This window comes from Streptomyces sp. NPDC015346 (genome assembly GCF_043078785.1).
Lineage (GTDB): Bacteria > Actinomycetota > Actinomycetes > Streptomycetales > Streptomycetaceae > Streptomyces.
On sequence record NZ_JBIBTW010000014.1, the window covers coordinates 72527 to 96937 of the forward strand.

A 24411-nucleotide genomic window follows, 5' to 3' on the forward strand; every position below is an offset into this window, starting at 1 on the left:
AGGAGCACCACATGTACCCGACCCTCTTCAGCACCCCCGGCGTCAAGGACTTCGCCGAGGCCATCGACGCCGAGCGCGCCCGCCAGATCGCCAAGTTCGGCGACCAGAAGCACCCCGACGGCACCGGCCCCCGTACTGCGAGCTGGGGCGCGCTTGTGCACGCCGATGAGGCCGCCAGTGAGGCCAGGAACCGGTGCCAGCGTGCCGCTGAGCGGGGTGACCTGACGTGGCGGCACGTGCTCAACGAGGAGGTCGCCGAGGCGTTTGCCGAGTCCGCCCCTGCCAAGCTGCGCGCCGAGCTGCTTCAGGTTGCTGCCGTCTGTGCCGCCTGGGTCTACGACATCGACACCCGGCCGCACTCGATGGTGTGTGCGCACTGCGGCGAGCCGATCGAGGGCAGCGACATCAGCTGGACGTGGACCGGACCGATCCGCCGACCGGGCGTTCCTGAGTGTGCGACGCCGCGGTTCCACATCGACCGGCCCGAGTGCCGCGCCGCATCCGACGCGCTGACAGTCACTGGCGAGTGCCCCGCCCCATGAGCAGGACGGCCCGCCCGGGGCGTATCCGGGCGGGCCTGGCCCAGACCCTACCCACCACCAGGAGCAGCACATGACCGACCAGACCACCAACCTCCGCGACCAGATCGCCGAAGCCCTCATGTCCTGGGCCGAGCACAATGGCAACCCGCAGTACGCCTCCCTGCGCCGCCCTGAGACCGTCCGCCAGAACGCCTACGGCCGCGCCGACGCCGTCCTGAAGGCGCTGACCGCCGCCGGGGTCCGGGCCGTACAGCCAGACGCCTGCACCTGCGGACACCCCCGAGACAGGCATATCACCTGCTGCACCGAATGCTTCTGCATCAAGTTCACGCAGGCAGGCCCCCGCCGCGCCGCTGCCGCGGTTCGGGACGCCGCCCCCGAGGAGATGGCCGCCGAGCAGCTCGTCCACGTCGGCTGGTGGTGCTGGCGCGGCAACCCCCCAGGGCACCTCGCCGCCCAGGCATGCCGCAGCGACAACGTGCCCATCCACGTCCCCGCCGAATGGGCCGACGACATGCGCGCCGTCATCCAGCGCATCGAGGACGGCGACGACGACACCCCCGCCGTCGGGGGGCAGGACGCCGGACAGCCGGCCGAAGCCACAGCGCCCGCCGACCTGCCCGAGCGGCTGCGGGCCGTGCTCACCGAGCGGTACGCCGACACCGGCAACCCGTTCTCCCGCATGGTCATCAACTACCAGGGCCCCGACGGCTGGCCCGCGACCAAGCCCGTTGGTGCGGACCTGGTCGCCGAGGTGCTGCGGGAGCTCCTCGCCGACGAGGCGAGCACCCCGTGAGCTGGTGGCTCGCCACCCAACCCCTCCTCGCCGCCGCCTGGTCCCTCCACCGCACCCACGAGAAACACCGGAGCACCCGATGACCATCGCGCCCGGACAGACCTACCGGTCCGCCGACCCCCGCGAAACCATCCGCATCCGCATCGTCAGCTACGAGCCCGGCTGGAATCGCGCCGACGTGGTCGACGCCGCCACTGGCAAGCGCCCTCGCCGGATTGTCGTCCGCAACCTCCACGCCACCCCGACCACGAAGACCGGCCAGCGCCGCCGCAGCGGCTACGTCCTGGAGACCGGAGACGCCCGATGACCGACCCCACGCCCGCCGAGTGCCTCCTCGACGCCTGCACCCAGGGCTGCACCACCGAATGCCGCGAGGCCATCAACCGCGCCTGGACTTCGCTTCGCGGCACCACACCCGCCGAGCCCGCCCGGCGGCACACCGTCGACACCCTGACCAACCCGAAGCTGACGAAGCTGTACGAGCACGTCGACTACCTCACCGGGTACGCCGCCACCCTGGAGACCTACGCCGCCGAACAGCGAGAACGTGCCGAGCAGGCCGAGGCGAAGGCCGCCGCGATGACGGCCGCCATGCAGTCCACCGCAGCGGACGCGCTCAAGCACCGTGGCTGTCACATGAAGCTGATGGCCCAGTGCACCCGCGCAGAGCGGGCCGAGGCCAAGCTCGAACGCGTCCGCGCTTTCGCCGACGAGCTGGCTCGCGGCAACCCAAAGACCGGCAACGAGCCGCTGATCGCCGACCGCATCCGCGCCGCCTTCGACGAGCAGCAGGAGCAGCAGCCCAAGCCGACCGCACGGGCCCGCTGCCGATGCGGACACGCCCGCGACCTCCACAACGACACCGACTGCGCTGGCTGTACCCACGACGGTCGGATCCTCGCCCCGCACACCTTCGTTGCCGCCGACTGACCCGCAGACAGCGATGGGGCGTGCCCAAGGCCTCCCCAGGCCAGCACGCCCCTCACGGGGCCACCACCGTCCGCCCCACCAGCACATCCCACACCGTCAGGAGATGACCATGAGTAATGCTGCAGCGCATGAAGCCAGGGCGTACGCTGAGCGGTCCTGGAAGCTCAACCGGCAGTACACCAAGCTCGACGCCGAGCTGACAGGCTGGGAGCAGTCGACCGCCGCCGACGGCAGCCCGCTGCTCACCGTACGGATCTCCGGGCCGGACCAGGAGAAGGCGCTGCTGGCCTTCACCAACGGGACCTCGGTCGTCCTCGACACCCGTACACCACACCAGTGGCCGGCGGTCGACTTCAGCGTCGAGGGCCGCGTGGTGTGCCTGTGGCGTACCGGCGGGGTGTGGGTGGAGATGTGGCATCCGGAAGCCGCCGCCCCGCTGTCCCCGTCGCCGGCGCTGCTCGCCGACCTGCCGCGCCCGACTGGTCGGCAAGGCGCGGTCCGGCGCCTCGCGTCCCGCCCGTCCGCGCGTCTTCCGTTCGGCTGGCGTTCCCGCGCCTCTGCCTCCACGAAGGAGAAGGGATGACCCGGACGACCGACGCGGGCCCGTCATCGGTAGGTGGCGGGCCCGCCGCATCCTCCCGGCGCGGACTCAGCAACCGCCCCCTGACCGACAAGCAGCTGGACGTTCTGCGCCGTACGGCCAGCGGCGAGACACACAAGCAGATCGCCCGCGAACTGGGCATCGACCTGAAGACCGTCGGGGGCACCTTCCAGGAGATCTTCCGCAAGCTGGGCGGGGTCGAGACGGCACCACAGGCCGTGGACGCGGCGTACCGGCTTGGCGTGTTGCGCCTTGAGCTGGACAGCGCCGCCCGGGACGGATGGCCGTGGCCGCTGCTCCAGGTCCTCGAGCTGGTTGCCGACGGCCGCACGAACGCTGACATCGCCCGCATCCTGGGCCGGTCGGAGCACACCGTCGTGGACCAGGTGAAGGAAGCCCGCCGACGGCTTGGTGCCCGGGACCGTGCGCACGCGGTTGCGCTGGCGATCGGAGGGCGGTTGATCCGCGCCCCGCAGGCCAGCAAGGTCGACGCAGTGTGACCGTTCCTTGATCAAAGTATCCGGATCGCCGGGTCGCCACACGGGTTGGCCCGGGTGCTGTAACCCACCGTCACATCGCCCTGAGAGGACCTCCATGACCGTTCACACGACCGAACTGGACCGCGCACGCCGCTACCTGGTGCCTGTCGGCCGACTACTGCTCCCCGACGAGCCGGACCTGGTCCACCTGTCGCTGTACGCGTGGAATGACCGGTGGGACGGCTGGATGACGGGCTTGGCGCTGTGCGGCAGCTCCGTGGAAGGCGATGCGCTGCCGAACGAGACTGTGGTGACGTGCTCGGGCTGTGAGGCGTACCGGCCGACGTATGTGACGGTCCTGGAGCGGGAGGCAGCGGCCGTCGCCGGGCGGGACCGGGCCCGTGCGGCGCGGGCTCACGCCGGGGACACGGTGGAGAACGGCGCCTGGCACACCGTGTGGCTCGAGGGGAACTGGTCGTGGGTCACGAAGAAGATGACGACGGAGCAGCGGGAGTACGCCGCGGACCGGGTCGCCGCCTACAGCGCCTACCTCGCGGCGGTGGACGGGGACCTGGAGCGCGAGGAGCCGGATGGCCTGCGCTGGTGGCGGGAGGCTGGCCGATGAGGGCGGGCCACGCTCAGGAACAGCTCCGGATGCAGGTGCGGACGCTGCTCGAGACGTCCGGGGTCAGCCAGGCTCAAGCCGCTCGTCAACTCGGTCTGAGCACGAAGCACATGTCGCAGATGCTGACGGGTAGGGCGGGCCTGTCCCTGGAGAGAGCGGAAGAGATTTTGGGGCTGTGCGGGATGGCCCTGGTGATCAGTGTCCAGCCAGTGCAGGGGCGTGCTCAGTGAGCGCGGGACGGTCGGCGGACGCGTGGGCCCGGGAGCTGCGTGCCGGCGCCCGAAGGGGCCTGTGGCGTCGTGTGCTGGCCTGGCTCGGATTACGGGGCGGTGAGGTGCGCCGGGCGGACGCTCACGCAGCACGGGCGGAGCACGGCGCGGCGGGGGAGCGGATGACGGCTGGGTTACTCGGCCCGCTCGAGGCGGCCGGCTGGCACATACGGCACGACCTGGCCCTGCCGGGCTCGCGGGCGAACCTGGACCACGTGCTGGTGTCGCCGTGCGGGAGCGCGGTGGTGGTGCTGGACACGAAGCGGTGGCACCGCGGCCGTACGACGGCGCTGGTGCGGGGCCGGGTGCACTGCGGTCAGGAGGACCGGCACCGGCAGGTCGAGGCGGTCGCTTCGTACGCCCGCCGCACGGCGGCCGCGCTGGGAATGCCGACGGGATCGGTGTGGCCGCTGCTCGTCGTCCACGGCTCCCCGATCCTGGGCGGGCGGCTGGAGGCCCGGGCGCCGGGTTGGGACGGGGTGGTGCACGTTCTGGGGCCGGACCGGCTGGTGCCGACGCTGGCGGCCGCGCCCCGACAGTGGGACCCGGAGAGGGGAAGCGTCCTGGCCGCGCGCGTGGACCAGGTGCTGCGCGCGTACGGCGGGAGCGGCGGCTAACCGACTCGCGAGAAGTTTGTCGAGGCGCGGCCAAAGTCGCTTGCTTGCTGTCACCGGACCCGCCACAGCCTTAGGTGGACAGGTCGGGCCGGTGCGGGACTCAGCGGCGGTTCAGCGCGTCGATCAACTTGGCGAGGTTCCGCACCGCATGATCGGAGGCGCCTTTGGCTGCAAGAGCTCCCAGGATGACGTCCCGCTCCAGCAGCCCTGCGCCGCGCAGGTCCTGCAGAATGCGCTGGGCTTGCTGCTTGCCGAACTGATCGCCGAAGCCGTTGTTCTTGTAGAAGTCCAGCCGGTCGATCGCTGCTGCCATCTCAGGATTGATCGGCTCGGGTTGTTCGTCGGGCCGGGTCAGGTCGATGGCCCCGAGCTGGCGCGCCCAGCCTCTGAGCGGAAAGGCGTGGACACTCTCCACGACGGCAAGCGAGGACCCGCGAGCCAGGCTCGCGGCGAAGTCGAGGGTCTTCTCGTCCGGTACGTATGCCAGAACCGGCCCTGTGCCGCGACCGACACGATCGCGTGAGGCACGCGGTGTGGTGACAGCATGCTCCGCCGCGAAACGCCGCAGGGAAGGGTACTGCTGTTCCACGCCGAAAGCATTGAGCACGAGCGCGCCGACGGCCCCCTGCTCAGCGCATTCTCGCCGTACCCAGGCCACGGCCAGATCGGCTGCGATCTCCCAACCCCGTTCGGGGTCATCATCGGGAACCCACGCTGCCCGCAGGATGCTGCTCGTACTCGCCATGCTCGCGATCCTCTCCACCCCGAGACGGCCGCGCCAAGGGCGCAGCCCTATTGGTCACGCTATCCGCAGTCTCCGACAAGCGGTCCCGCGGTGAGGCTCACACGCTCCGGTATTCGAACAGGCGTATCATTCTAGCCGTGGCCGATACTTTCCCCCAAGACCTGATCGATGCCCAGCTCCGCCTCCACCAGGTGCGGGCCGAATACGAGGCGTACTGCCAGACCCTGCCGTGGTCCGTAGAGCCCGACCCCGGCTGGGCCGGCCGCGAGCCGAGCCCCGGCTACACCGACAAGCAGAAGACCGAGGTGGCACGCCTCCAGGCGCTCCTGGGCGAGCTGACCGACACGGTGACGCGTCACCCACACTGGGAGACCATCGAGCGGGGCCCGGCTCTGATCGAGGCGCGGATGAAGTTGAAGCACCACCCGGGGGCCGTCCCGGCCGTCGTCGCGGCCACGTAGGAGCGCCGCCATGACGGGGATGCCGATATCCGAGCGCATCGAGAAGCAGAGGGCCGTCCTGGCGTGGCTGGAGTACCAGGTCGCGCAGACCCGTAAGACGATCCGCGCGCTCAAGGCCGAGGAGAAGGAGCAGGAGCGCCGACGGGCCGTCGCGCGCGCAGAGATGTCGTGGAAGGTCATGCCGTCCCGGGCGGTTGAGGGCCAGCCGATGCTGCACCGCGGGAACTGCCACATCGACCCGCGCCAGACCGGTTTCCTGTCGTCCCAGGAGGTCATCACCGCACTCCGCGAGTTCCCGGCCATGGAGATGTGCGAGATCTGCAACGTGATCAGCAGCCTCGGGCAGTTCGGGATCGAGAAGCCACCGCCCCGGAAGCTCCCGGGCGGCGGGACGCCTTAGGACGCCGCCCGCTTCCGTGCGGTCTTCTTCGCCGTGGTCTTCTTGGCGGCCGTCTTCTTCGCAGGCGCCTTCTTGGCCGCGGCCTTCTTCGGCTTCGGCTTCTGCATCTCGTGGACGGTGGCGGGTCCGCCGGTCTCGCCGCGGGACTCCTTCGCCTTCGCCACAGATTCCTGCAGCGCGGCCATCAGGTCGACGACCCGGCCTGACGGCGCCTCTTCCGTGCCTTCGGCCGGCCGGACGTCGCGGTGCTCGGCCTTGGCCTCGATGACTTCGACCAGAGCGTCGCGGTAGTGGTCGACGAGCTCCAGGTCGTCCAGGCGGTCGACGCTCAGGGCCTCCATGAGGCTGAGGCCTTCGGCGATCTCCTCTTCGGTGAGGTCGATCTCCGGGGGTGTCACCTCGGCCGGGTCGCGTACCTCGTCGTCCCAGCGCATCGCGTGGAGGAGGAGTACGTCGCCGTAGGGGCGGAGCAGGCCGAGGCGCTCGCGGCCGCGCAGGGCGAACTTTGCGACGGCCACCTTCTCGTTCCTGCCCAGCGCCTGACGCAGGAGGGTGTACGGCTTGGCCGCGACCTGGCCGTCGGCGCTCAGATAGAAGGAGGCCTCGCCAATGTGCCGCCGGTCGATGGAGTCCCACGGGACGAACGCCACGATGTCGATCGCTTTCGCGGTCGGCAGCGGCATGCTCGCGAGATCCTCATCGGTGATCGGAATGATCTCGTCGCCGTACTCAAACCCTTTGCCGATCTCGTCCTGCCGCAGCTCTTTACCGTCAATCTCGCAGTGCTTCTTGTACCGGATCCGGCCCCCGTCAGCGAGGTGGATCTGGTTGAACGAGATCGCGTGCGACTCGGTGGCCGGCTCCAGCTTGATCGGTACCGTGACCAGGCCAAACGAGATCGCGCCGGACCAGATGTGGCGGGGCATGCAGGCCTCCCAGGCGCCCCCCGGGGACGGATTCACAGACTATGCAGACGGCGGCCGTGATCGCATACCTCAACGGTCCGGTGGGAAGCCGTGGCACGGCTCGGACCCACACTGCGGCGGCACGCCGAGGGGCCACGGCGGGGCCCTTGCGCTTCCTAAAATAGGAAGCTACATTGGTGTCAGGCCAGGGGAACAGCCCCAGGCCCCACCGGAAGGACCCGGCCATGACCACGCACTTCACCGCCTGGCTCGTCAACGACCCCTCCTGCCTCGACGGCCCCACCTGCGACATCACCATCCTTGAGGACGAGCTGCTCGGGGATGACTCGGCCGGCGGCGGTTGGGCCACCGACTCCTCCAAGGAGCCTGCCTTCTACGCCCTCACCCAGGTCGACGCCGAGAACGGCGACATCGACGACGCGATCCGTGAGGCCGAGGCGCTGATGGGCGAAGCCGGCTGGCGCACCGTCGCCGACTGGGACGCGGTCGACAACGCGTACGTCGTGACCGTCGAACGCGTCTGACCCAGCTTCGCCCTCCAGGCCCCGGCCGCACTAGGCCGGGGCCTTCGCCACAGACCAGCAGGGGACATGCCATGACCGACTACAGCGACCCTCCCGGCATGCCCGAGGACGAGCGAATGACCGACGCGGAGTTCCGGGTCGTCCGCGAGTACCTGGGCCTCACCGGCGACTGGCTCGCCGAACACCTCGGCGTCTCCGGGCGCACTGTGCGCCACTGGGAGCAGGGCAAGTACGCCATCCCGGACGGTGTCCGGCTGGAGATGGAAGACCTGGAGCGCCGAACCGCCGAGTTCGTCGCCGGCGTCGTCGCTCAGCTCCTCGACATCCCTTCACCCGGCGTGCTCACGTACCGGACCGACGAGGACTACCACGCCGCACACCCTGACGTTCCGTTCCCCGCCTCATGGCACCGCGCGGTGATTGCTCGCATTGCGCAGGAGGTGCCTAGCCTGGCGATTGCGTACGCCGGTCAGGGAGATGCGGCCGGAGGCTGATTCGCGGGCGCTCCGGGCATGCGCCGGGCCTCCCGTGGGGAGGCGGGCGCGGCCCCGCCACACGCGGGCGACGCAGGGCGGGGCGGGGTCAACGTCTGGCGCCGGTAACCGAAGGAGCACCGAACGGGTTGTAGTTCCGTAGCGCAAGCCAGCGAGGGAGCAGCACGTGTCGGAGTCTCAGGTCGTCACGGTGCTCATCGTCGCCGTCTACGTGTTCGCTGGCGTGGCGTTCCTTCTGCTTACTGACTGCACCCCTCGCAACGTGATGATCCATGGGCGAGAGCAGAGTCGACAACTCGACGCTGCGGCCGGTGATGCCCCGGGCGTGATGGCGCTGGTCTTCTCGCTGGTCTGGCTGATGTTCCTTGCGCTGTGGCCCGTGGGCCTGGTGCAAACGGTTCTGTCCGCGCTCCGTAAGCGCACCAGGGCCGACGGCACGGGGGCTTGAGCACCGCAACCCGAGGCTGATCCGGGCATGCGCCTGGCCTCCCGTGGGGAGCCGGGAGGCGGCGCGGCCCCGCCCACGCGGGCGACGCAGGGCGGGGCCGGGCGCAGTCCACTCCGGGGGGAGTCGCCTTGCGGAGGACCGCGTTCCTCCACCCTGCCACCGGAGCGCCGGGCGCAACAGGGTCGTGCAGAAAGAACCTCAGGCATATGCAGAGCGTCCGCCCCGTGTGCTGCCCGGGGCGGACGCTGGCATGCTGCCGGGCTGCCTCTACTCGCCCGGCTTCACCTTGACGATCTCGACGTCGGTGGCGCCCGCCGTCTCGAGCTGCTGCTTGCGGTGCTCGGCGCTGGACAGGCCGTAGCTGACTGCCGACGTCCGGCGCTCGCCGTTCTCGGTCCAGTGGAGTCTGTAGTTCACCATCGCTGTTCTCCGCTCTGCCTGGGGTGTGCCCGGCGGTTCGCATCGGCTTCGAGGTGATGGGCGCCGCCGGGCTTGTACAGGCTCGCACGGGCCACTGACAGCAGGGTTCCAGGGTGCGTGGTGGTCGGCGATAGCCTGGCCTCCCCAGCCTGGAAGGAACTCGGCGTGACTGACCGCACCAGCCTCGAATGCACCCGCTGTAAAGCCACGGCGCCGGTGCCTGCCGACGGCGACCACACGCCGCTGTGGGAGGCCGGATGGCGGTGGATGGGACGGGAGTAGGTGTCGTGCCCGGCTGACCCGCCGGTCATCGTCGTGGACGAGCAGGGCCGTCACCTGCGCGGGCCCGGGGCACGCTAGGCGCCAACAACCGCCGGACACCGACGGGCCCCTCCCCATGTGCCGTGGGGAGGGGCCCGTGCTGTTGCCCTACAGGACGGCGCCGGCGGCCATCCCCGCCAGGGCCAGCACGATCACGGGCAGGCCCAGGACCGCAGCCTGCTGCTTCGCGATACGGCCCGCGTAGACCTGGGCGGCCACGGCGGCCAGCATCAGAACGGTGGCCTTCTGGTTCTTCGACATCAACATCACCTCCTTCCGTCTGAGTTGCGGCGCAGTGTGACAGAGGGGTCTGACAATCGGCCCGGGACAGCACGACACCCCTGGCCGGTGCGGGCGGCAGGGGGCGGGGGTCTCGATAGTTCAGGTGGTCCAGGTGCCGCGGAGGGCGGCAGTGGCGAACCCGGGGCCGTAGGCGACGACGACGCCGCGGGAGCCGGCCGGTGGCGGGTCGGTGTGGGTGCGCTCGAGGACTCGGAGGATCGATACGCCGCCCAGGTTGCCTTCGTCGGCGAGGGTGTGGAAGGAGTGCCGTGCGGCGGTGTCGTCGAGGCCGAGGGCGGTCGCGGTGTCGGTGACGATGCGGGGGCTGCCGGGGTGGATGGCGGCGAAGTCGACGGCCTGGTCGGGGCCGAGCCAGTCGAGGAGGGTGGGCAGTACGTCGTCGGCGGCGGTGAGCGCGGCCTTGGTGGAGTCGAAGTGGAAGCCGGCCGCGTCGAGGCGGCCGCTGTAGCGGTCGACGCTGTTGGGCAGGACGTACTCGAAGGTGTCGTCGGGGCCGTCGATCGCGATGCTGGGGCCGAGCGGGGTGTCGGAGACGATGCAGGCCGCGGCGGAGTCGCCGAACAGCGCCTTGTAGATCATCGCCTCGATGCTGGTGTCGGCGTGGTTGTAGACGCTCGAGATGACTTCGGCGGCGATCACGAGGACGCGGGTGCCGGGGCGGGCGGTGACGAGGTCGACCGCGCGGATAAGGGCCTGGGTGCCGCCGGCGCACGCGAGGGTCGTCAGGGCGATGCGGCGGACGGTCGGGGCGAGTCGGAGCCGGTCTATGAGGTGGATGTCGAGGTTGGGGACGGACCAGCCGGTGGAGTGGGTGGTGACGATCGCGTCGATGTTCGCGTAGGCGCCGGGGTCTGGGCCGGGGGAGAGGCCGGCTTGGGCGAGGGCGGTGCGGCCGGCGCGGGTGGCCATCTCCAGGGCGTCGCGGAACGCGATGGCGGAGCGGTCTTCGATGGACGCGGTGCCGGAGATCGTGGGGGCGCCGAGTGGCTGGGTGAAGTACCGGGTGTCGACCTTGAGCCCGCTGATGATGCGTGGGATCGAAGCGCTCTTGGGGTGGTTGGGGTGGTGGGTGGCGATGTCGTCGATGATCTCGCCGGTGGTGACCTTGTGGTCGGGCAGGATCGTGTGGGGTCGGGAGATGTAGATCGGCACGCGGGTCCTCCGGCACATAGGTGGTCGGCGTGGGGGTGCCGACACCGTACGTCAGTAAGGTGTCCGGCAATCCCCCTGATCACAGGTCAGATGCCACGTGCGCGGAGCATCGGTACACGGGCATGGCGCTTCTTCGTACCGGGATGGAACAGCAGGACAATCATGCGGGCTCCGGGTGATCCCAGGGGCTCCGAGGCGCACATGGTGACGTGGCCGGGGCCGTGGAGGGCGTGGAGGATGGGGCGTTCGTCGCCGTCGGGGTGGATGTGGGCGCCGCCCGCGACCCAGATGGGGGCGAGGTCGGGGTCGGCGCGGACATCTTTCGCGATCTGCAGAAGCGTTTCGTCGTCGGTGCGTACGGTCAGCGCGGCGCGGAGCTGGGGCACGACGAGCGGCGCCCAGACTTCCTTCCACTGAAGGAGGGTGGTGCGGGCGTCGGGGTCGAGGAGCATCCACCGCATCGTGTTGCGGGGTATCCGACCGCCGGGGAACAGGTCGGCCCAGGGCTTGTTGTAGGCGAGGAGGTTCCAGGAGGCGTCGGTGACGTACGCCATGTGGGAGATGCCGTTGAGGGCTTCCTGCCAGACGCCGGGGACCTCGAGACCGCTGGACTGGTTGAGGGGGCCCGGGGGGTCGCCGATGCCGGCGTACCGGCACAGGGAGACCCATTCTTGTTCGTTGAGGCCGAAGAGGCGGGCGACCTGCCGCAGGTACTCGACGGGCGGGTTGGGGTAGCGGCCGGTCTCGAGCCGGTTGTAGGTGTCGACGCCGCGTGTGGTGAGTTCGTCGACTTGCTGCTGGCTGAGGCCTCGGGCACGGCGGCCTCGGCCGGTGGGGCGGGAAAGGCCGTGTGCTTCCGGATCGATGAGTTCGCGTCGTTCCTTCAGCAGAGCCTGCAGCGCCTTCTTGTTCATCGGATCCCCCCATGTATGACGCATCTTGCGTCATGGAGTCTAAATACTCGGGCCGGGTTTAGTAATAAAAACTGTCCGTAGAAAACAGACTGTTGAACCTTCATGCTGGGGACGTGGCCGCCGCTGACCTGCTGGGCAGCGGGTGTGTGGTCACGCTGCAACAGCTTGGGTGCAACTGCGAGGCGGGCGGCGGGAATCCGTCAAAACGCCCTTGTAGGAATCTCCTAAGCCCCGTCGAAGGCAAGGCGGGAAGCAAGTGGACGGTGCCGTAATTCGCTTCTACCCGTTGCGGATTTCGCAGCACGGTGCCGTTCCGCTCTCCTTCCCGTCGCCGTTCGGACGGGAAAACCTCTGCACGGCGGCCGGTGTCGACAATCGCCATCGCGTAGCGTCCTTGGCGCCGGTCGTTGCGGGCCGGACGGCATCCCCCTTGCCGTCCAGGCCCGTACGGTTCGGCGGCTCCCTTACCGCCGGCCATGGGACCAGCGGCCCCCTCGCCGCTGCGGCCGACCCGGCCCGGGCAGCACCCTCGCTGCCCGGGCCGGCCCATGCTCACGGCGTCTCGCCGCGCGCCGCGGCTTCTCCGCGCGCTGCAGGTTCTGGGCTCCGGCTCCTTCTGGGCGGCGGTCACGGGCGGCTATCTCCTGGGACGGTGCGGGCATAGGTGGCCCTGCGGTGTGGGGGGAGGCATGGTGCGTCTTCCCCGGAAAGTGCTTTCGGCACGTGCTGTCACCCAAAGAGGTGAGGGGCTGGTGAGGTTCACAGACCGTCAGGCTTCCGTTGACGGGTCCTCGACGAGCTGGTGCTCGCTCTCCGGGTAGCCGCAGGCGTCGATGCTGTAGAACGTGGCCTGGCACGGGCCGGGGCCCTCGTAGGTGTGGTGGGTGATGAGCCGGTGCTGGCCTTCCTCGCGGCGGATCGCGGCCATCACGTCCTTCGCGAGCGTTTCAGCCCACCCGCCGGGCACCATCGGGTTCCCCGCCGGCCAGGCCATCTTCACGATCTGCTCCAGCACCGCCGGATACCGCGGATCCTTCCTCGCGTCGCGCCGCGCGGTCGGATTGAAGTCGGTGATCGAGCTCATCGGCTGCTCCGGGCTCGTCTGTGCGGATCGGGATGGCGGTCTGGCCGTCGAGCGGCGGCGGTGTCGGGGCGGTGAGCTGCTGCTCCAGGGCGCCGAGGCGGGCGCGGGTCTCAGGCGTCGTCATCCCCGGCCTCTTCCCCAGACTCAAGGCTGTGACCGCCAAGGACGAGGCGGAGCCGTGCACGCTGGGGAAGGGGATCCTGGCCGGGTACCGGCCAGTCGTCTGCGCGCAGCCCGTACACCGGCGGCTCCCAGCCCTCGTGGCCGGTGGCCCACCGGTACACGCGCAGCCAGTCCGATTCGAAGTAGCAGGGCAGGAGCCCGCCGCGGTTCGGGATCGGCGGGGGCGCGGCGGCATTCTGTGCGGCGACCTGCGTGCAAACTCGGGTGAGGTGGTCACGGTGGCGCGGGCAGAACCAGTGGTTCTTGTGCCAGCCGGTGTCGAGCTGCTTCTCCACGGCGTACTCGCTCGCCGGTGCTCCGCAGACGTTCAGCCGGTTCCGGAAGTCCTCGGCGCCGTCGGGGTGCGGGCGGACACGCGGCCCTGCGCAGAGTCCCTGCATCGGGTCGTCGCCCCACCGGTAGCCGGGTGCTTCGTAGCGGGGGAGATCCCGGCGTACGAGCTCCTGGAAGTGGTAGCGGTGCCTGTTGCGGGGAGTGCCCAGCGCGGCGCGAGCGGCGGCCCACACGCTCGTGTCGTCGTTCAGCTCGGCCATGGTGACGGCGTAGGCGACGGCGAGGAGGAGCTGCCGGGACTCGGTGTCCGCGCGGTTGTCGCGGAAGATCTGGTTCGCGATCTCAGCGAACTTCGGCCCGTCGCCGCCGCCGGTGCGCTTCGGCCGGCGCTTCTTCACCGGCTCGTGGTGCGCGTGCGCCAGGTGGAGTGCTGCTCCCACGGTCAGGCCTCCTCGGTGGTGTGGTGGCCGATCCACTCGACGCCGGACACGACGCCCGTCTCCGGGATGCTGACGAAGCTGGGGGCCCATCCGTCGGCGATGAACGCGGCTGCGGTGGCCGGAGGGACCCAGCGCTTACCGCGGGCGGGGTCGGACATCCAGGCGGCGAGAGCCTCGGCGGTCGGGAAGACGGGGCTGATCGGGGAGCCTTCGGTGACGTTCTCCCACAGCTGCCATCCCTCGCCTTCCGGCGGCCCGGTGGGCTCCCAGGCCTCGGCTTCGGCGCGCTGGCCGGGGTAGGCCTCGAAGGATCCACGTCCGTCGCACTCGGCGCAGTAGACCGGCAGGCCTTCGCGGGCGCAGCGGGCTTGGACGCAGACCATCTGGTTGATGGTGTCGTGGCCGAAGCCGGTCAGCGACCATTCGTTGACCTGGGCTGCGGTGGGGACGACGGCGGGTTCGCGCTTCTGCCATCCCGTCTCGCGGGACCAGGTGTGCGTGAAGTCGTGGAGCCTGTTCTCGGCGACGAGGGCGTCGACGTCGTCCTGGTTGAGGTGGTGGGCCCACTGGGCGTTGAACAGGTCGGCGAGCCGCTGTCCTTCGCGGACGACGGCGCGCTCGCCAGTGCCGTAGAAGTCGGGCGCCTGGGCCACGTTGCGTTCGGCCCGGGCGCGTACGGCCGGGGTGTCGTGGCGGAGCGGGGTGGAACCGGTGCTGGCGGGGTCGAACAGGATGTACCCGTACCAGAGGTCCTTGAGGGCTTCCGCGCTGGACGACCAGCCGCCCTTGCAGTGTGCGCACGGGGTCTCGTCAAGGCCGTCGGGCATGAGGAAGCCGTCCCAGACCTTCTTCAGCGGCCAGTCGAAGTTGAGCGGCACGCGGCGTACTTCTCGTCCCATCAGGTCTGCTTCCCTTCCCAGCGGTCGATGTGGGCGCGCATGTCGCCGAGGATGTCAGCGGTCGGTTCGGCCCAGGGGGTGGCGGCTCTGGTCGCCGCGGTGGGGGTGGGCTCCCAGAACTGGACCTGGACGTCGTGCAGGACGGCCTCGGTCGGGGTCCACAGGCCGAGCGCACCAGAGGTCGGCACGGGCCGGGGGAGGGGGCGTACGTCGCGGAGCTGCCAGTGCCATCCGTCCGGCTCGCCCCACGGCGTGCAGCAGTTGTCGGCGGCCTGGTGGCAGGAGTCGAGGACGGCGGTGCCGAGGATGGCGCTGCGGGTGTCCGGCCATGGTGTGTTGGTGAAGTCGGCGGCGACGACTCCGGAGGCGTGCGGGTCCTTCGCGGCGTGGATGAGGATCGTGGTGCCGATGTGAGCGGCGGGGATCGGGCGGGAACGGTTCTCGGTCCGCTTCGGCCCACACACGATCGCGTCGGCGTACGGCTGCCGAACGGTCAGGGCGCGCATCACATGCCTCCCTCGTCGGCGAGGTGCTTGCGGTAGGCGATGAGGGCGGAGGCGAGCGCGGACTGGTGGATGTCGGAGAAGTAGAAGGGGGCGTGTTCACCGAACGCCTTCTGGGCGTCCACCAGGGTGACGTTGTAGGCGCCCCACGCCGCTTCGAAGGAGTCGTTCTCGCGTTCTTCCTGGATTGCGGCACGGTGCTCGGGGGTGAGGAGGGCGCGGCACCCGGCGCAGGGGACGCCGTTGGGGTGTCCTGGGGTGCGGCATGGGCGGGTGCCGTCGGGCTGGAGTTCGTGATCTTCGACGGGGTGGGAGCACGCCCAGCAGTGGGTGGGGGCTTCGTCGGTCACTGGGTGGGCTCCTCGGTATTCGGGTCGGTGCGTCGGATACGGAGTTGCGGGGCGGGTTCGGCGGCGCGGCGGGCGGCTTCGCGCCAGGTGCGGACGTTCGCGAGGGTCCGGCGCGGGTGCACGGTCCACATCCAGGCCAGGGCGATCGCGAAGATGACCTGCGCGGCCCAGTTCGCGGGGTCGCGCCATCCGCCTCGGGCGTGGTCCTCAGCCCAGGACAGGAGCCGTGGCCCAGGCCCGTAACGGCCGGCGACGTACCCGACGGCGAGCGCGGCCACCGCAGCGATCAGGGCCGCGGTCACGGCGCGGCCGCTGGCTCAGGAGCGACGGTCCACAGGTCGCCTTCGGCGTCGCGGTGGACCACCTCGAGGGTGTAGTAGAGCGAGCTCGTTGGGGTGGCTGCGTTGCGGGCTTGCTCCTCGGTTCCGTACTGCTGGATGTGCTCGCGACCGTGGATGTACTTACGGGTGCCCCACTGGCGCTGCCCGCGCCACAGGTACCAGCGCAGCTCGACCGGCAGGTGGTGGAACCAGGTGCTCTCGGGGGCGTGTGCCGGGTATTGGCTCACCATGGTGGCGGCCGGGGCGCGGCCGCGCAGCGCGCCGCATGAGCAGCTGACTTCGACGCTGGCGTTGTAGCCGTAGCCGTTGGTGATGGGCTGGTGGTCGGCGAAGGCGTCGGGGTGTTCGGGGCACAGGTGGAGGGTGAAGCCGCCGTAGCAGCGCTCGCTGTAGGACAGCTCTCCACGCCGGCGCCGGGCCGGGTAGGGGCTGGTCTCGGCGACGGGGATGTGCGTGGTGGACTTGAGCTTGGTCCAGCCGTCGGGCGGAGTGATGTTGTCGTGGCCGATGCCGTTGGCGCGGCAGCGCGGGGCATCGCAGAAGAAACGGGTGAGTGTCTCAGTGCTCATCGGGCGTTCCAGTTGTCGAGGGCCCAGACGAGCACGCGTGCCGCACCGGCAAGTGCAGCCGCGTCTCATCCGCGAGCCACTGCGGCCACCCGGCCGGGCCGTGCCCGTAGTGCGCCATCACCTTTTTCTTCGGATGTGCGAGCTGGCCGTGGCGAATCCACCAGCCCTCGACGGTGGCGCTGATGCTGGCGGGCCGGTCGTCCCTGGCGGCGGAGTAGACGAGTTCGACGAGCGTGGGGGCGATCCCCGTGTCGGGAGCGCTCAAGGTGGCCGGGTCGGAGAGGAATGGTGCTCCGGTGACGCCGTATCGGATCTTCCGGCAGTAGGGGGAGCGGGTGACCTGATCGGGCATGGGGTGGCTCCTGGGGAAGGGGGAGGGTTCCAGCGTGGCGTGGTTCGGCGGGTTCGTTCCCCCGGCTCTTGTGCCGCGTGGCTGGTGGTATCACCGTACCGCTATTGTAGTGCACTTGCAATACAATAACTGGGTGTTCCGGACACAGATCGGCCCCGCACCCAGAAGGGCGCGGGGCCGGCTAACAGTTCCCCTAGGAGTAAGCAAGGGGCGCCTCGCGGAGGTCAGTCGACCTCGACGTACGTGACGATGAGGATGCTCCCGAGCGCGGTCGCATAGAAAATCACGCGGACGCCGCCGAAATCGTAGTCGCGCAGCGCTGAGGCGGTGGCGTGCGGCTTAGCCGCGTCCGGGTCGGCCGCGATCGCGTTCAAAGTCCCGTCCAGCATCGCGGCCTGCGCAATGCTCAGGGCTCGGACCTGGGTCTCGGCCGGCTCGATGAACACGATGCGAGGTCGGCGGCCGCGGGAGTGCTTCGGACTAGGCAACGTTCGGGGCCTCGTCGTTCCGCTCGGGCAGGCCCTTCTCAGCCCGGATGTCGTCCCAGTCGCGGCACCGGTCAAGGTCGATGCCCTCGGAGGCGAGGTTCTCCAGGACGTAGGCGAGCGCCGGGTTTCCGGGGAACTCGGCACGCGCGGATTCACGGAGCTCGCGCTGCTCGTCCTCGTCGAAGATGAGGTGTGCCATCGGGGCCTCCACCGGTCGGGTACGGATCGAGGCTAGCGCAGTGACCCCGGCCCGCGGGCTCGAGTCCTTGTAGCCGCTCGGGCCCAGCCCGTTGTGTGCCCGGTAGGCCGCCGCGGCAGCAAACAGCGCCCAGCTGTAGCTGAGCGCTGTTCATGTGCGGAGTGGGTGACCCACACCCTCTGTCGGCCAGGGCAGACCCTGGCAGCGGTACAGGCCTCCGCGGACCGTTGGGCTTCACCATACTCCGGTTGTGGACAGTACCGAAGGAGATCCGGTCTGCCGTGGCCGTGGTCAGTCCTTGTAGCCGATCGGTCCCAGGCCGTTGTGTGCGCGGTTCAGGCCGCCATACAGCTGCTCTGCCGCCACACGGGCCTGCTCCAATCCCATGAACGTGTTCTGAAGGTCGTGCTCGAGCTGGTCCTTGTCGCTGCGCAGGTGGCCGGCCGCGTTCAGGTCGTCGATAAGGCGGCTGGCCTGCTCGAGCGCCTGCGGCAGCATCATGGCCATCCGGGACAGGTCGGCGACCAGGCTGTACACGTCTCCGGGGTACTGGAAGCCGTCGCGCGGGCTCATCGTGAGGTGGTTGATCGCGCGGATCGCCTCGGCGGCGGTGTCGGCGTGCTGGGCGGGCGTCTTGTCGGTCACGGGGGCCTCCGCGGGGTGTTGTCGGCAGGCTCGCAGTCTCCCAGAGCCCACCGACAGCCGGCTGTCAGTCGCCTCGCAAGCGTTCCATCACGGTTTCCAGCGAGCTGATGTAGTGCTCCAGCTCGTCCGCGAGGCCCTCGGCCGCATCGGACCCTTTCTCAAGGTCCTCCGTGTCCAGCTCGATCAGGCGCACGCACTGGCCCAGTTCCTTGACGAGGAGGGCTGTCTGCGCGGGGATTTCAGCGGTGTCGGTCATCGGTCCCTCTCTCAGTGGTTGGCGAAGAAGCCGGTGCGGCCGGCGTGGGCGATCCGGCTGAGCGCGTGTGGGACTCGGCCCCGGCTGTCGCCAGCAGCGCCCTCGTGGTCGCCGGTCGCGACGATCTCGGGCTGGCGGCCGCGGAGGCGGCGCAGCATGTAGGAGTGGCCGTTGATGTCCACGGCGGTAATCATCCGGACCTCGACCCGGTCAGGCCGGGTCAGGAAGGTGCGCTCTCCAGCCGCGCGGCGTGCCATCTCCTCCGGGTCTTCGGGCGCGTCATCCGGAGCCGTGTAGCCCTCGGTCATGAACGCGACGCCGGCAAACCCGTCACCCGAATCAGCGAACCTCAAGGGGGCGACGGGTCCCGGTTCAGGGAAGGACAGGGCCCACGAGCTGAGACTGTCAGCCGGGTTCCTTGCCGTGCCAGCCCATTCGCGGGGCGGCACTACACGCAGTTCGACGGCGCCGGTGTCGATGTCGGCCAGGTGCAAGGTCCACAGGCGCGGAGGCTGGTCCCAGCCGCGGCGTTCACCTTCGCGAGCCTCGATGGCCTGCAACGCGCAGGCGAGAGCGTCGCGTTCAGAGTCGCCGGTCAGGTTGACGGGGTCGTGGAAGAGGACCTTCCGACGTTCCCAGCGCATGGTGCTCCCTCGGTTCGTACGTGCTGTGGCCTGGGTCAGCCTGCCACGGTGGCCTCGTCGTCGGCTTCGTCCTCTGGAACCTGGGCGCCAAGGTAAGCAAGCCGGTTCACCGCCAGCTGCAGCACCGCCTGTGCCTTCCGGACGTGCGCGGCAGCGCTGAGAAAGTCTTCATTCGACATGTCTACGATCTCGTCGGCGTCGGAGTTGTCGTAGGTGTGCAGGTCTTGCCTGTCCTGGACGGAAACGAGGCCGCTGGCGAGCTGGTTGAGCGCCTGGGGCAGTTTGAGCAGGAGGGCGTTCAGGCCGCACGCGGTCGCCTGGACTTCTCCGGGATAGGTGAAGGCTCCGCTGTCGTTGGTGCGGTGGTTGAGGGCGCGGACCTCTGCGTCGGCGGCGTAGGCGATGGTTTCGGGGGATCGGTTCAAGTCCATGGGGTCTCCTGTTGTCGGCAGGCTCGGAGTCTCCCAGAGCCCCCTGACACTGCGGGGAAGAATGGCGCCGGATCAGCGTCCTTCAAGTTGACGGAGCCTGGCGGCGATCCAGTCGGGAAGGGGAGCCACCGGAACGTCGCGAACGATGGCGTAGGGCAGGCCGCCCACGACCGAGCCGGGCTCTACGAGGTAGCCGCCGCTCCGGCGGCCGGGGCTCGGACGTCGAGCCCGGGGCCGAGCGCCGAGCGCCCGAGGTAGGTGGACGGATGGCGCCGCTGTCGTGACCTTCTTGTCTACGCCTGCCGGGGCCTTGCGCGCCACCGCCAGGGGGTCAGTCCGCTTCGCCGGCCAGGACTCGGTCTGCCGCATAGTGCGGGCAGGACAGGTGGTGCCACGTCACGGTGAGACGCCCTGCGGTGACGGTGAGGGTGCGGGCCTGGCCATCGCCTGGGCCTGCCCTGCAGTGCGTGCACCAGAGGGTCCGGGGCGTTAACGCCTCCAGGCCTGACACGCTGGTCACGGGTTCCGCCTCGATGGGTCAAGCAGGGAGTCCAGCCAGGTCTTGGCGTCCAGGCGCTTTCGGCGCTGCTGGGCGCCCTGCGGGGAGCTCAGTCCGAGGGCCTGGGCGATACGGGGCCAGCTGACCTTCCGGTCCCGGGCGGTGTCGATCAGGATCTTCTCTTGGGCGTCGAGACGCTTACGGAGATCGGCCAGGATGACGAGGGCAGCCTCGGTGTCCTCGGCCGTGACCGGGGGCAGCTCGCGGTCGGGGTCGCCATCCCAGTCGTGTCGGATGGCGACATTGCGCCATTCGACACGGAAGTCGCTGCTGCTGATCGCGTGGACGAGTTGCGCGTCGTCGGCGTTGAGGAGCAGCGGGTACTTGGCGGTGAGGTGGTCTCGAGCGGCTTTCGCGTCCATGCTCACCATGCTCCCGCTCTCAACGTTTCATTGCCAACGAAACGTTGAGAACAGGCGGAATGGTCAGGTCAGGCCGCTGGTGTCCACATCGAGATCGAACGGGGCGGGCAGCCGGATGTGGGCGCCGAAGGGATGGGGGCCGTCGACGCGGGTGTAGCCCAGCTGGCCGGGCTCTGCATACAGGGTGACGCTCTGCTCCTGCCGGTCGACGACCAGGTAGAGCGGGGCGTGGTACTCGGCGTACCGCTTCCGTTTCACGACCCGGTCGGTGTCCCGGTTGGATTCCGATGTCACCTCGACGATCAGCAGCGTGTCCTCGGGCAGGAGCGCGGTCGCGCCCTTAGCCTGCGCGGCCGGCACGACGGCGATGTCGGGTACGTACCAGTTCGACGAGCCCGGCAGGTCGAGGTTCCCGGAACCGGTGACACAGCCGAGCTCGCGGGCCCGGGGCCGGATCTGGTCGCGGATCGTCTCGGCCGCGGCTTCGTGGTCCCAAGTCGGAGACACCGGCTCGATGATCCCCTCGACGATCTGGGCGCGGTCGCCCTTGATGTGCTGGACGGCGTACTTCAGGGCCCGTTCGGGGTCGACGCCGTCGTAGTCGGCCGCTGTACTCATCGTCCGCCCTGCATCCCCGTCACGTCCTTCCTGCTCCTGATGCTGACGCTACCGCCTGGGTACCGCAGGCGGGCGGGAAAGCCGATGGGCAGCCGCGCGCGAGTGGCAGGATCACCGGCATGAGTGAGTGGGGGATCGCCCTGATCGCCGCAGGGTCGGCCATCTTGGGCAGCATCACGACCGGGTTCTTCGCGTGGAAGGCCGGCCACCGCCAGGCCGAGGGGGCTGAGGCCGCGGGCCAGGCGCAGGCGAACGCACTGATAGCGACTGTTCAGGCCACTCTCGACGAACAACGCCGCGCCCGGCTTCTCGACCGGCGGCGGCAGGCATATTCGCAGTTCCTTCGTGTTCTGGACCAGGCGCGCCACCGTGTAGCAGGAGGTGACCGCCTGACTCAAGCAACAGTGAATGCGACCTTGGACGGTGTCGTCGATTCGCTGGGCTTGATCGAACTTGAGGGCCCTGACCCGGTGCATCACGCCGCCGCTGGGTACCTTCAGGCGCTTGTTCAGCTGATTCAGGCTGCTGCCACTAACCGATCGGCCCCTGCCGAGCATGAGCCCAGGATGGCGGAGGCGAGGCAGTCGTACCTCACCGCTGCTCGCGCCGCTCTCTCGGAGACGGAACAGGCATGACCGGCCCTACTCCGCCGACCGCGGGGCGGGCGTAGCCACCCCAGTTCGGAATCCGCCATTCTTGCTGCGGCGCCCCCTACCCTGCCGCCATGACACTGACCGCTGAGCTGACCGTTGAAGAGCGCGAGCTGTTGCGCATGATCGCCCAGTCACCGAACCCGGTGAACGTCTCGGACGACTCCTTCTACGACATGTGGCCGCCGGACTTCGATAGCGACGCACCCGACGACGATCCCCGCAGGGCGGCGTGGGCGGCCAGGAAGACCAAGCTCGATAGTGCGCTGCTCGTGCTCATTGGGACCGACCTGGTCACCATGGTCGAGGGCGCGCCGCAGGCCTCAGTAGTAGCCACCGAGGCCGGCCGCGCCGCACTGGCCTGACCGGCCAGCTGCAGCGCAGAATCCCGGCAGAACGCCTGTGGCCTCTGCCCCACGGCCGGTTGAGGCGCCCCCAGCGGGGCGGGGCGCGGACGCGGATCGAGCGGCTTGCCCCCGTCCAGAGCGCGGAACGGGGGCGAGGGGGAGGGCTACGCGAGGTGCTTGTCGTTGTGGGCGTGCCGAGCCCTGGGGATGCCGGCGTATCGACCGGACTGCCCTGCCGGCGCTGAGCGCATCGACCGCTCCGCCCCTTCAGCGCTCACGTCCGCTTCGGTCAGCGGCGTGACATCGGCCCAGTAGATGTCCAACATGGTCCGCAGCGACACCCCACCCTGATTCTGGCCAACCGGGACGGTCAGGGTGTCCAGGAGCCGCCACAGCTCATAGTCCGCCTGCTCGGCGATACCGCCGGCACGTGCGTGAGCGGCTTGGTGACGGCTGATGGCCGTGGCGAGCTTGCGGAGGGTGTCGCGCTGCTGACCGACACTCTGGTCCCCCGCAGCGCGGTTGACGTTCTTCTTTGCCCGAGTGAGCTCGGCAATCGCAGCCTGGATCATCTGGTGGAAGTTCCCGGTGCGCCGCTTCCACTGCTCGTACTCGGGCTTGCTTGCGAACCATTCCTGCTTGCCCTCGTAGCCGCGGGCGTGGCACTCCTGCTGGTACTCCTCCCGCTCCGCCTTCTTCCGACGCATCGTGGCTGCCGTACGTGCGTGCACGTTGACCGCCGCTTGCCGTGTGCGGTCGATGTTGTCGGGGTGGATGAGCACAGCCCAGATCTCTTCATCCCGGCGGCGCGGATGGGCGTGAGTGACGACGAGCTGCTCATACTCGCTGTCGTCCAAAGCTGCGATCTGACAGGCGTCCATCAACTGGCCTCCAAGCCGGTTTAGGGCGGTTACGCCCATGATGGCGCGCGACACAGACAACTGCCGCGCGCCTCAGGGAAGTGGCTGGTTAGAACGGGGCGGGGCTGGCGTACGTCTCGATCTGGTCGGGCGTGCCGTACTGCCGGGCAAGCGAGGGCCCGCGCTACCAGTCTTCGCCTGAGCAGGGCAGGTAGCTGTCCCACGGCACGGCGAACAGCGGCTCTCCGCGGGAGGACAAGGCGCGTCGGCGGATCAGCAGGTTCTTGGCCTCCGCCTTCGCCGCGTAGTGCTCGACGAAATGGAGGGGCTTCTCCAGGGCTTCGGCCGCCTCCTGAAGGGTGAAGTGCTCCCGCGCCCTGAAGAGGTTGTCCAGCTTGAGGGAGAGCCACCAGTGCCCGTCGTCCGAGGCCGTGCCAGCGGTTTCATCAGGGCGGCCTGAGACTGGAATGGCCTCGCGGCGCGGGCGGGGAAGAAGTCCGAGGCCGGCAGCCTCTACTGCTCGTTGAACTGCTGCTACCGGTTCTCCCAGCGGATTCAGGTCAAACCACTCGCCGCGCACCCGGTGGGGGGCGAATGTGGCGTGGAGGTGGCCCTCGAGGTCCCTGCCGCCCTGGTGACTCCAGAGGAGTACGAGGGGGTTCGGGTTGCCGGTCTGGAGCGCGGTGAGCCGGAGGCTCAGGTCCTTCGTGGTGCCGATCTTGACAATGCGTGATCCCTGTTCGCCAATCACATAGACGAAGGCGGTCATCGTTCCCCCAGATCAGGTTGAGCGGTAGCTGGATGGTGGCGTACGGCACTGACAGGCCGTACGCCACCAGGTTGGTCGGCCAGAAGGACGCGCTACGTGGGGCGGCCGCTCCTGATTGCCTCGAAAGCTGCGCGTACCGCCGCCATGCCGGCCTCGGAGGGCACGACCTCCTCAGGACGCTCAGGAACATCGCTGAAGCGCTCCCTGCGCTGTCCCGGCAGTCGAGAAGGGCCGCGGCGAGGAAGGTCTTCAATGCGCCTCGCAAGGACGCTGGGGTAGCTCTTGATGCCCTCGGGTGCCTCGGTCAGCTTCTTCGCCAGGTCGGCGTTCAGCTCCCAGCCCTGCTCGGTGATCGCCTCGACGAGCTTGGGTGCGAGCTTGCGGGCCGTGGCCCGGCCAGCGCGCCACGGGTTCGGGAGGTCTTGCAGGAAGTCGTACGCGGCTTGCGTCTTTTCGTCGTTGCTGGCGGAGCCTTGCCCCTCCCCCTCCTTGGAACGGTCAGCTGACGTGAGGGGGTAGGGGGAGGAGGTTTCCACCTCCTCCGGGGGGTGTGGGGGGTGAACAGCGGATCGCGGGTTTTCCGCATTCCGCCCGTGACCTGCGGAAACGCCAGTTTCCGGAT

At 69.5% G+C, this 24411-nt stretch carries 40 protein-coding genes and 1 pseudogene; 16 read left to right on the forward strand and 25 right to left on the reverse strand.

Going from position 1 to position 24411, the window contains the following annotated elements:
• Positions 1 to 11 precede the first annotated feature (11 nt).
• The 9 genes from ACF06X_RS33645 (at position 12) to ACF06X_RS33685 (ending at position 4859) form a co-directional block, all read left to right on the forward strand.
• Positions 12 to 542, forward strand: coding sequence for a hypothetical protein (locus ACF06X_RS33645; protein ID WP_392291124.1), 531 nt, complete (start codon positions 12 to 14; stop codon positions 540 to 542).
• Positions 543 to 612: 70 nt separating this feature from the next.
• Positions 613 to 1338: a hypothetical protein gene (locus ACF06X_RS33650; RefSeq protein WP_392291125.1), complete on the forward strand. Its 726-nt coding sequence runs from the start codon at positions 613 to 615 to the stop codon at positions 1336 to 1338.
• A gap of 79 nt (positions 1339 to 1417) precedes the next feature.
• Entirely contained in the window at positions 1418 to 1645 is a 228-nt protein-coding gene (locus ACF06X_RS33655) for a hypothetical protein (RefSeq protein WP_392291126.1), read from the forward strand.
• Positions 1642 to 2268: a hypothetical protein gene (locus tag ACF06X_RS33660; RefSeq protein WP_392291127.1), complete on the forward strand. Its 627-nt coding sequence runs from the start codon at positions 1642 to 1644 to the stop codon at positions 2266 to 2268. Before ACF06X_RS33655 ends, ACF06X_RS33660 begins: the two co-directional genes overlap by 4 nt.
• A 109-nt stretch (positions 2269 to 2377) precedes the next feature.
• On the forward strand, positions 2378 to 2851 hold the full coding sequence (locus ACF06X_RS33665; protein WP_392291128.1) for a hypothetical protein: 474 nt from the start codon (positions 2378 to 2380) through the stop codon (positions 2849 to 2851).
• Positions 2848 to 3369: a response regulator transcription factor gene (locus ACF06X_RS33670; RefSeq protein WP_392291129.1), complete on the forward strand. Its 522-nt coding sequence runs from the start codon at positions 2848 to 2850 to the stop codon at positions 3367 to 3369. The genes ACF06X_RS33665 and ACF06X_RS33670 overlap by 4 nt, the downstream gene beginning before the upstream one ends.
• Positions 3370 to 3463: 94 nt before the next feature.
• Entirely contained in the window at positions 3464 to 3973 is a 510-nt protein-coding gene (locus ACF06X_RS33675; protein WP_392291130.1) for a hypothetical protein, read from the forward strand.
• Positions 3974 to 4002: 29 nt separating this feature from the next.
• Positions 4003 to 4203 carry a helix-turn-helix domain-containing protein gene (locus ACF06X_RS33680; RefSeq protein WP_392291131.1) on the forward strand — a complete coding sequence of 67 codons (201 nt, stop codon included), beginning with the start codon at positions 4003 to 4005 and terminating at the stop codon, positions 4201 to 4203.
• A gap of 104 nt (positions 4204 to 4307) precedes the next feature.
• A complete protein-coding gene (locus tag ACF06X_RS33685) occupies positions 4308 to 4859 on the forward strand; it encodes a nuclease-related domain-containing protein (protein ID WP_392291132.1) in 552 nt (183 codons plus the stop codon).
• 100 nt (positions 4860 to 4959) lie between these two features.
• On the opposite strand, the gene ACF06X_RS33690 is transcribed toward ACF06X_RS33685, so the two are convergent.
• The gene (locus tag ACF06X_RS33690) at positions 4960 to 5604 is read right to left on the reverse strand and encodes a hypothetical protein (RefSeq protein WP_392291133.1); all 645 of its coding nucleotides are present in this window, start codon (positions 5602 to 5604) and stop codon (positions 4960 to 4962) included.
• A 137-nt stretch (positions 5605 to 5741) separates the two neighbouring features.
• On the opposite strand from ACF06X_RS33690, the gene ACF06X_RS33695 reads away from it, so the two are divergent.
• The gene (locus ACF06X_RS33695; RefSeq protein WP_392291134.1) at positions 5742 to 6065 is read left to right on the forward strand and encodes a hypothetical protein; all 324 of its coding nucleotides are present in this window, start codon (positions 5742 to 5744) and stop codon (positions 6063 to 6065) included.
• A gap of 10 nt (positions 6066 to 6075) precedes the next feature.
• Entirely contained in the window at positions 6076 to 6465 is a 390-nt protein-coding gene (locus tag ACF06X_RS33700; protein WP_392291135.1) for a DUF6233 domain-containing protein, read from the forward strand.
• Here ACF06X_RS33700 and ACF06X_RS33705 read toward each other — a convergent pair.
• Positions 6462 to 7391, reverse strand: a complete 930-nt coding sequence (locus ACF06X_RS33705; protein WP_392291136.1) for a Ku protein — start codon at positions 7389 to 7391, stop codon at positions 6462 to 6464. The two genes, ACF06X_RS33700 and ACF06X_RS33705, sit on opposite strands and share 4 nt — an antisense overlap.
• Before the next feature lie 224 nt (positions 7392 to 7615).
• Between ACF06X_RS33705 and ACF06X_RS33710 the strand changes: the two genes are divergently transcribed.
• The 3 genes from ACF06X_RS33710 to ACF06X_RS33720 all read left to right on the forward strand — a co-directional run bounded on the left by ACF06X_RS33710 (position 7616) and on the right by ACF06X_RS33720 (position 8857).
• Positions 7616 to 7915 (forward strand): hypothetical protein, encoded by a 300-nt coding sequence (locus ACF06X_RS33710; protein WP_392291137.1) that lies wholly within the window; start codon positions 7616 to 7618, stop codon positions 7913 to 7915.
• Between the two features lie 71 nt (positions 7916 to 7986).
• Positions 7987 to 8409 carry a helix-turn-helix domain-containing protein gene (locus ACF06X_RS33715; RefSeq protein ID WP_392291138.1) on the forward strand — a complete coding sequence of 141 codons (423 nt, stop codon included), beginning with the start codon at positions 7987 to 7989 and terminating at the stop codon, positions 8407 to 8409.
• Between the two features lie 166 nt (positions 8410 to 8575).
• Entirely contained in the window at positions 8576 to 8857 is a 282-nt protein-coding gene (locus tag ACF06X_RS33720) for a hypothetical protein (protein ID WP_392291139.1), read from the forward strand.
• A gap of 267 nt (positions 8858 to 9124) precedes the next feature.
• Here ACF06X_RS33720 and ACF06X_RS33725 read toward each other — a convergent pair whose 3' ends face one another.
• The 20 genes from ACF06X_RS33725 to ACF06X_RS33820 all read right to left on the reverse strand — a co-directional run bounded on the left by ACF06X_RS33725 (position 9125) and on the right by ACF06X_RS33820 (position 21163).
• A complete protein-coding gene (locus ACF06X_RS33725; protein WP_392291140.1) occupies positions 9125 to 9277 on the reverse strand; it encodes a hypothetical protein in 153 nt (50 codons plus the stop codon).
• A 429-nt stretch (positions 9278 to 9706) separates the two neighbouring features.
• Positions 9707 to 9859, reverse strand: coding sequence for a hypothetical protein (locus ACF06X_RS33730; RefSeq protein WP_392291141.1), 153 nt, complete (start codon positions 9857 to 9859; stop codon positions 9707 to 9709).
• Positions 9860 to 9979: 120 nt separating this feature from the next.
• Entirely contained in the window at positions 9980 to 11053 is a 1074-nt protein-coding gene (locus ACF06X_RS33735) for a PhlD (protein ID WP_392291142.1), read from the reverse strand.
• An 86-nt stretch (positions 11054 to 11139) separates the two neighbouring features.
• Positions 11140 to 11967: a helix-turn-helix transcriptional regulator gene (locus ACF06X_RS33740; protein ID WP_392291143.1), complete on the reverse strand. Its 828-nt coding sequence runs from the start codon at positions 11965 to 11967 to the stop codon at positions 11140 to 11142.
• 769 nt (positions 11968 to 12736) lie between these two features.
• Positions 12737 to 13051 carry a hypothetical protein gene (locus ACF06X_RS33745; protein WP_392291144.1) on the reverse strand — a complete coding sequence of 105 codons (315 nt, stop codon included), beginning with the start codon at positions 13049 to 13051 and terminating at the stop codon, positions 12737 to 12739.
• Between the two features lie 110 nt (positions 13052 to 13161).
• Positions 13162 to 13947, reverse strand: coding sequence for a hypothetical protein (locus tag ACF06X_RS33750; RefSeq protein WP_392291145.1), 786 nt, complete (start codon positions 13945 to 13947; stop codon positions 13162 to 13164).
• Between the two features lie 2 nt (positions 13948 to 13949).
• A complete protein-coding gene (locus ACF06X_RS33755; protein WP_392291146.1) occupies positions 13950 to 14846 on the reverse strand; it encodes a hypothetical protein in 897 nt (298 codons plus the stop codon).
• Positions 14846 to 15352, reverse strand: coding sequence for a hypothetical protein (locus ACF06X_RS33760; RefSeq protein WP_392291147.1), 507 nt, complete (start codon positions 15350 to 15352; stop codon positions 14846 to 14848). Before ACF06X_RS33760 ends, ACF06X_RS33755 begins: the two co-directional genes overlap by 1 nt.
• Positions 15352 to 15699 (reverse strand): hypothetical protein, encoded by a 348-nt coding sequence (locus ACF06X_RS33765; protein ID WP_392291148.1) that lies wholly within the window; start codon positions 15697 to 15699, stop codon positions 15352 to 15354. The genes ACF06X_RS33760 and ACF06X_RS33765 overlap by 1 nt, the downstream gene beginning before the upstream one ends.
• On the reverse strand, positions 15696 to 16001 hold the full coding sequence (locus ACF06X_RS33770; RefSeq protein ID WP_392291149.1) for a hypothetical protein: 306 nt from the start codon (positions 15999 to 16001) through the stop codon (positions 15696 to 15698). The genes ACF06X_RS33765 and ACF06X_RS33770 overlap by 4 nt, the downstream gene beginning before the upstream one ends.
• The gene (locus ACF06X_RS33775; RefSeq protein ID WP_392291150.1) at positions 15998 to 16609 is read right to left on the reverse strand and encodes a hypothetical protein; all 612 of its coding nucleotides are present in this window, start codon (positions 16607 to 16609) and stop codon (positions 15998 to 16000) included. Before ACF06X_RS33775 ends, ACF06X_RS33770 begins: the two co-directional genes overlap by 4 nt.
• Positions 16599 to 16961 (reverse strand): hypothetical protein, encoded by a 363-nt coding sequence (locus tag ACF06X_RS33780; protein WP_392291151.1) that lies wholly within the window; start codon positions 16959 to 16961, stop codon positions 16599 to 16601. The genes ACF06X_RS33775 and ACF06X_RS33780 overlap by 11 nt, the downstream gene beginning before the upstream one ends.
• 224 nt (positions 16962 to 17185) lie before the next feature.
• Complete coding sequence (locus tag ACF06X_RS33785; protein ID WP_392291152.1) at positions 17186 to 17407, reverse strand: hypothetical protein; 222 nt, start codon at positions 17405 to 17407, stop codon at positions 17186 to 17188.
• 34 nt (positions 17408 to 17441) lie between these two features.
• On the reverse strand, positions 17442 to 17648 hold the full coding sequence (locus tag ACF06X_RS33790; protein WP_392291153.1) for a hypothetical protein: 207 nt from the start codon (positions 17646 to 17648) through the stop codon (positions 17442 to 17444).
• A gap of 291 nt (positions 17649 to 17939) precedes the next feature.
• Complete coding sequence (locus ACF06X_RS33795) at positions 17940 to 18293, reverse strand: hypothetical protein (RefSeq protein ID WP_392291154.1); 354 nt, start codon at positions 18291 to 18293, stop codon at positions 17940 to 17942.
• A gap of 64 nt (positions 18294 to 18357) precedes the next feature.
• Positions 18358 to 18549 carry a hypothetical protein gene (locus ACF06X_RS33800; RefSeq protein ID WP_392291155.1) on the reverse strand — a complete coding sequence of 64 codons (192 nt, stop codon included), beginning with the start codon at positions 18547 to 18549 and terminating at the stop codon, positions 18358 to 18360.
• Between the two features lie 11 nt (positions 18550 to 18560).
• Positions 18561 to 19193: a hypothetical protein gene (locus ACF06X_RS33805; protein WP_392291156.1), complete on the reverse strand. Its 633-nt coding sequence runs from the start codon at positions 19191 to 19193 to the stop codon at positions 18561 to 18563.
• A gap of 35 nt (positions 19194 to 19228) precedes the next feature.
• Positions 19229 to 19624, reverse strand: a complete 396-nt coding sequence (locus ACF06X_RS33810; protein ID WP_392291157.1) for a hypothetical protein — start codon at positions 19622 to 19624, stop codon at positions 19229 to 19231.
• 516 nt (positions 19625 to 20140) lie between these two features.
• The gene (locus ACF06X_RS33815) at positions 20141 to 20545 is read right to left on the reverse strand and encodes a hypothetical protein (RefSeq protein ID WP_392291158.1); all 405 of its coding nucleotides are present in this window, start codon (positions 20543 to 20545) and stop codon (positions 20141 to 20143) included.
• A gap of 63 nt (positions 20546 to 20608) precedes the next feature.
• Positions 20609 to 21163: a Uma2 family endonuclease gene (locus ACF06X_RS33820; RefSeq protein ID WP_392291159.1), complete on the reverse strand. Its 555-nt coding sequence runs from the start codon at positions 21161 to 21163 to the stop codon at positions 20609 to 20611.
• A gap of 119 nt (positions 21164 to 21282) precedes the next feature.
• Between ACF06X_RS33820 and ACF06X_RS33825 the strand changes: the two genes are divergently transcribed.
• A complete protein-coding gene (locus tag ACF06X_RS33825) occupies positions 21283 to 21798 on the forward strand; it encodes a hypothetical protein (protein WP_392291160.1) in 516 nt (171 codons plus the stop codon).
• An 89-nt stretch (positions 21799 to 21887) separates the two neighbouring features.
• Positions 21888 to 22178 carry a hypothetical protein gene (locus tag ACF06X_RS33830; protein ID WP_392291161.1) on the forward strand — a complete coding sequence of 97 codons (291 nt, stop codon included), beginning with the start codon at positions 21888 to 21890 and terminating at the stop codon, positions 22176 to 22178.
• Between the two features lie 146 nt (positions 22179 to 22324).
• Here the strand turns inward: ACF06X_RS33830 and ACF06X_RS33835 are convergent, their stop codons facing one another.
• From ACF06X_RS33835 to ACF06X_RS33845, 3 genes and pseudogenes are all read right to left on the reverse strand, one after another.
• Positions 22325 to 23041 carry a hypothetical protein gene (locus ACF06X_RS33835; RefSeq protein WP_392291162.1) on the reverse strand — a complete coding sequence of 239 codons (717 nt, stop codon included), beginning with the start codon at positions 23039 to 23041 and terminating at the stop codon, positions 22325 to 22327.
• A 163-nt stretch (positions 23042 to 23204) separates the two neighbouring features.
• Positions 23205 to 23789, reverse strand: a complete 585-nt coding sequence (locus tag ACF06X_RS33840; RefSeq protein WP_392291163.1) for a GIY-YIG nuclease family protein — start codon at positions 23787 to 23789, stop codon at positions 23205 to 23207.
• Positions 23790 to 23881: 92 nt separating this feature from the next.
• Positions 23882 to 24411 (reverse strand): annotated as a pseudogene (locus ACF06X_RS33845) (hypothetical protein); the annotation flags it as partial.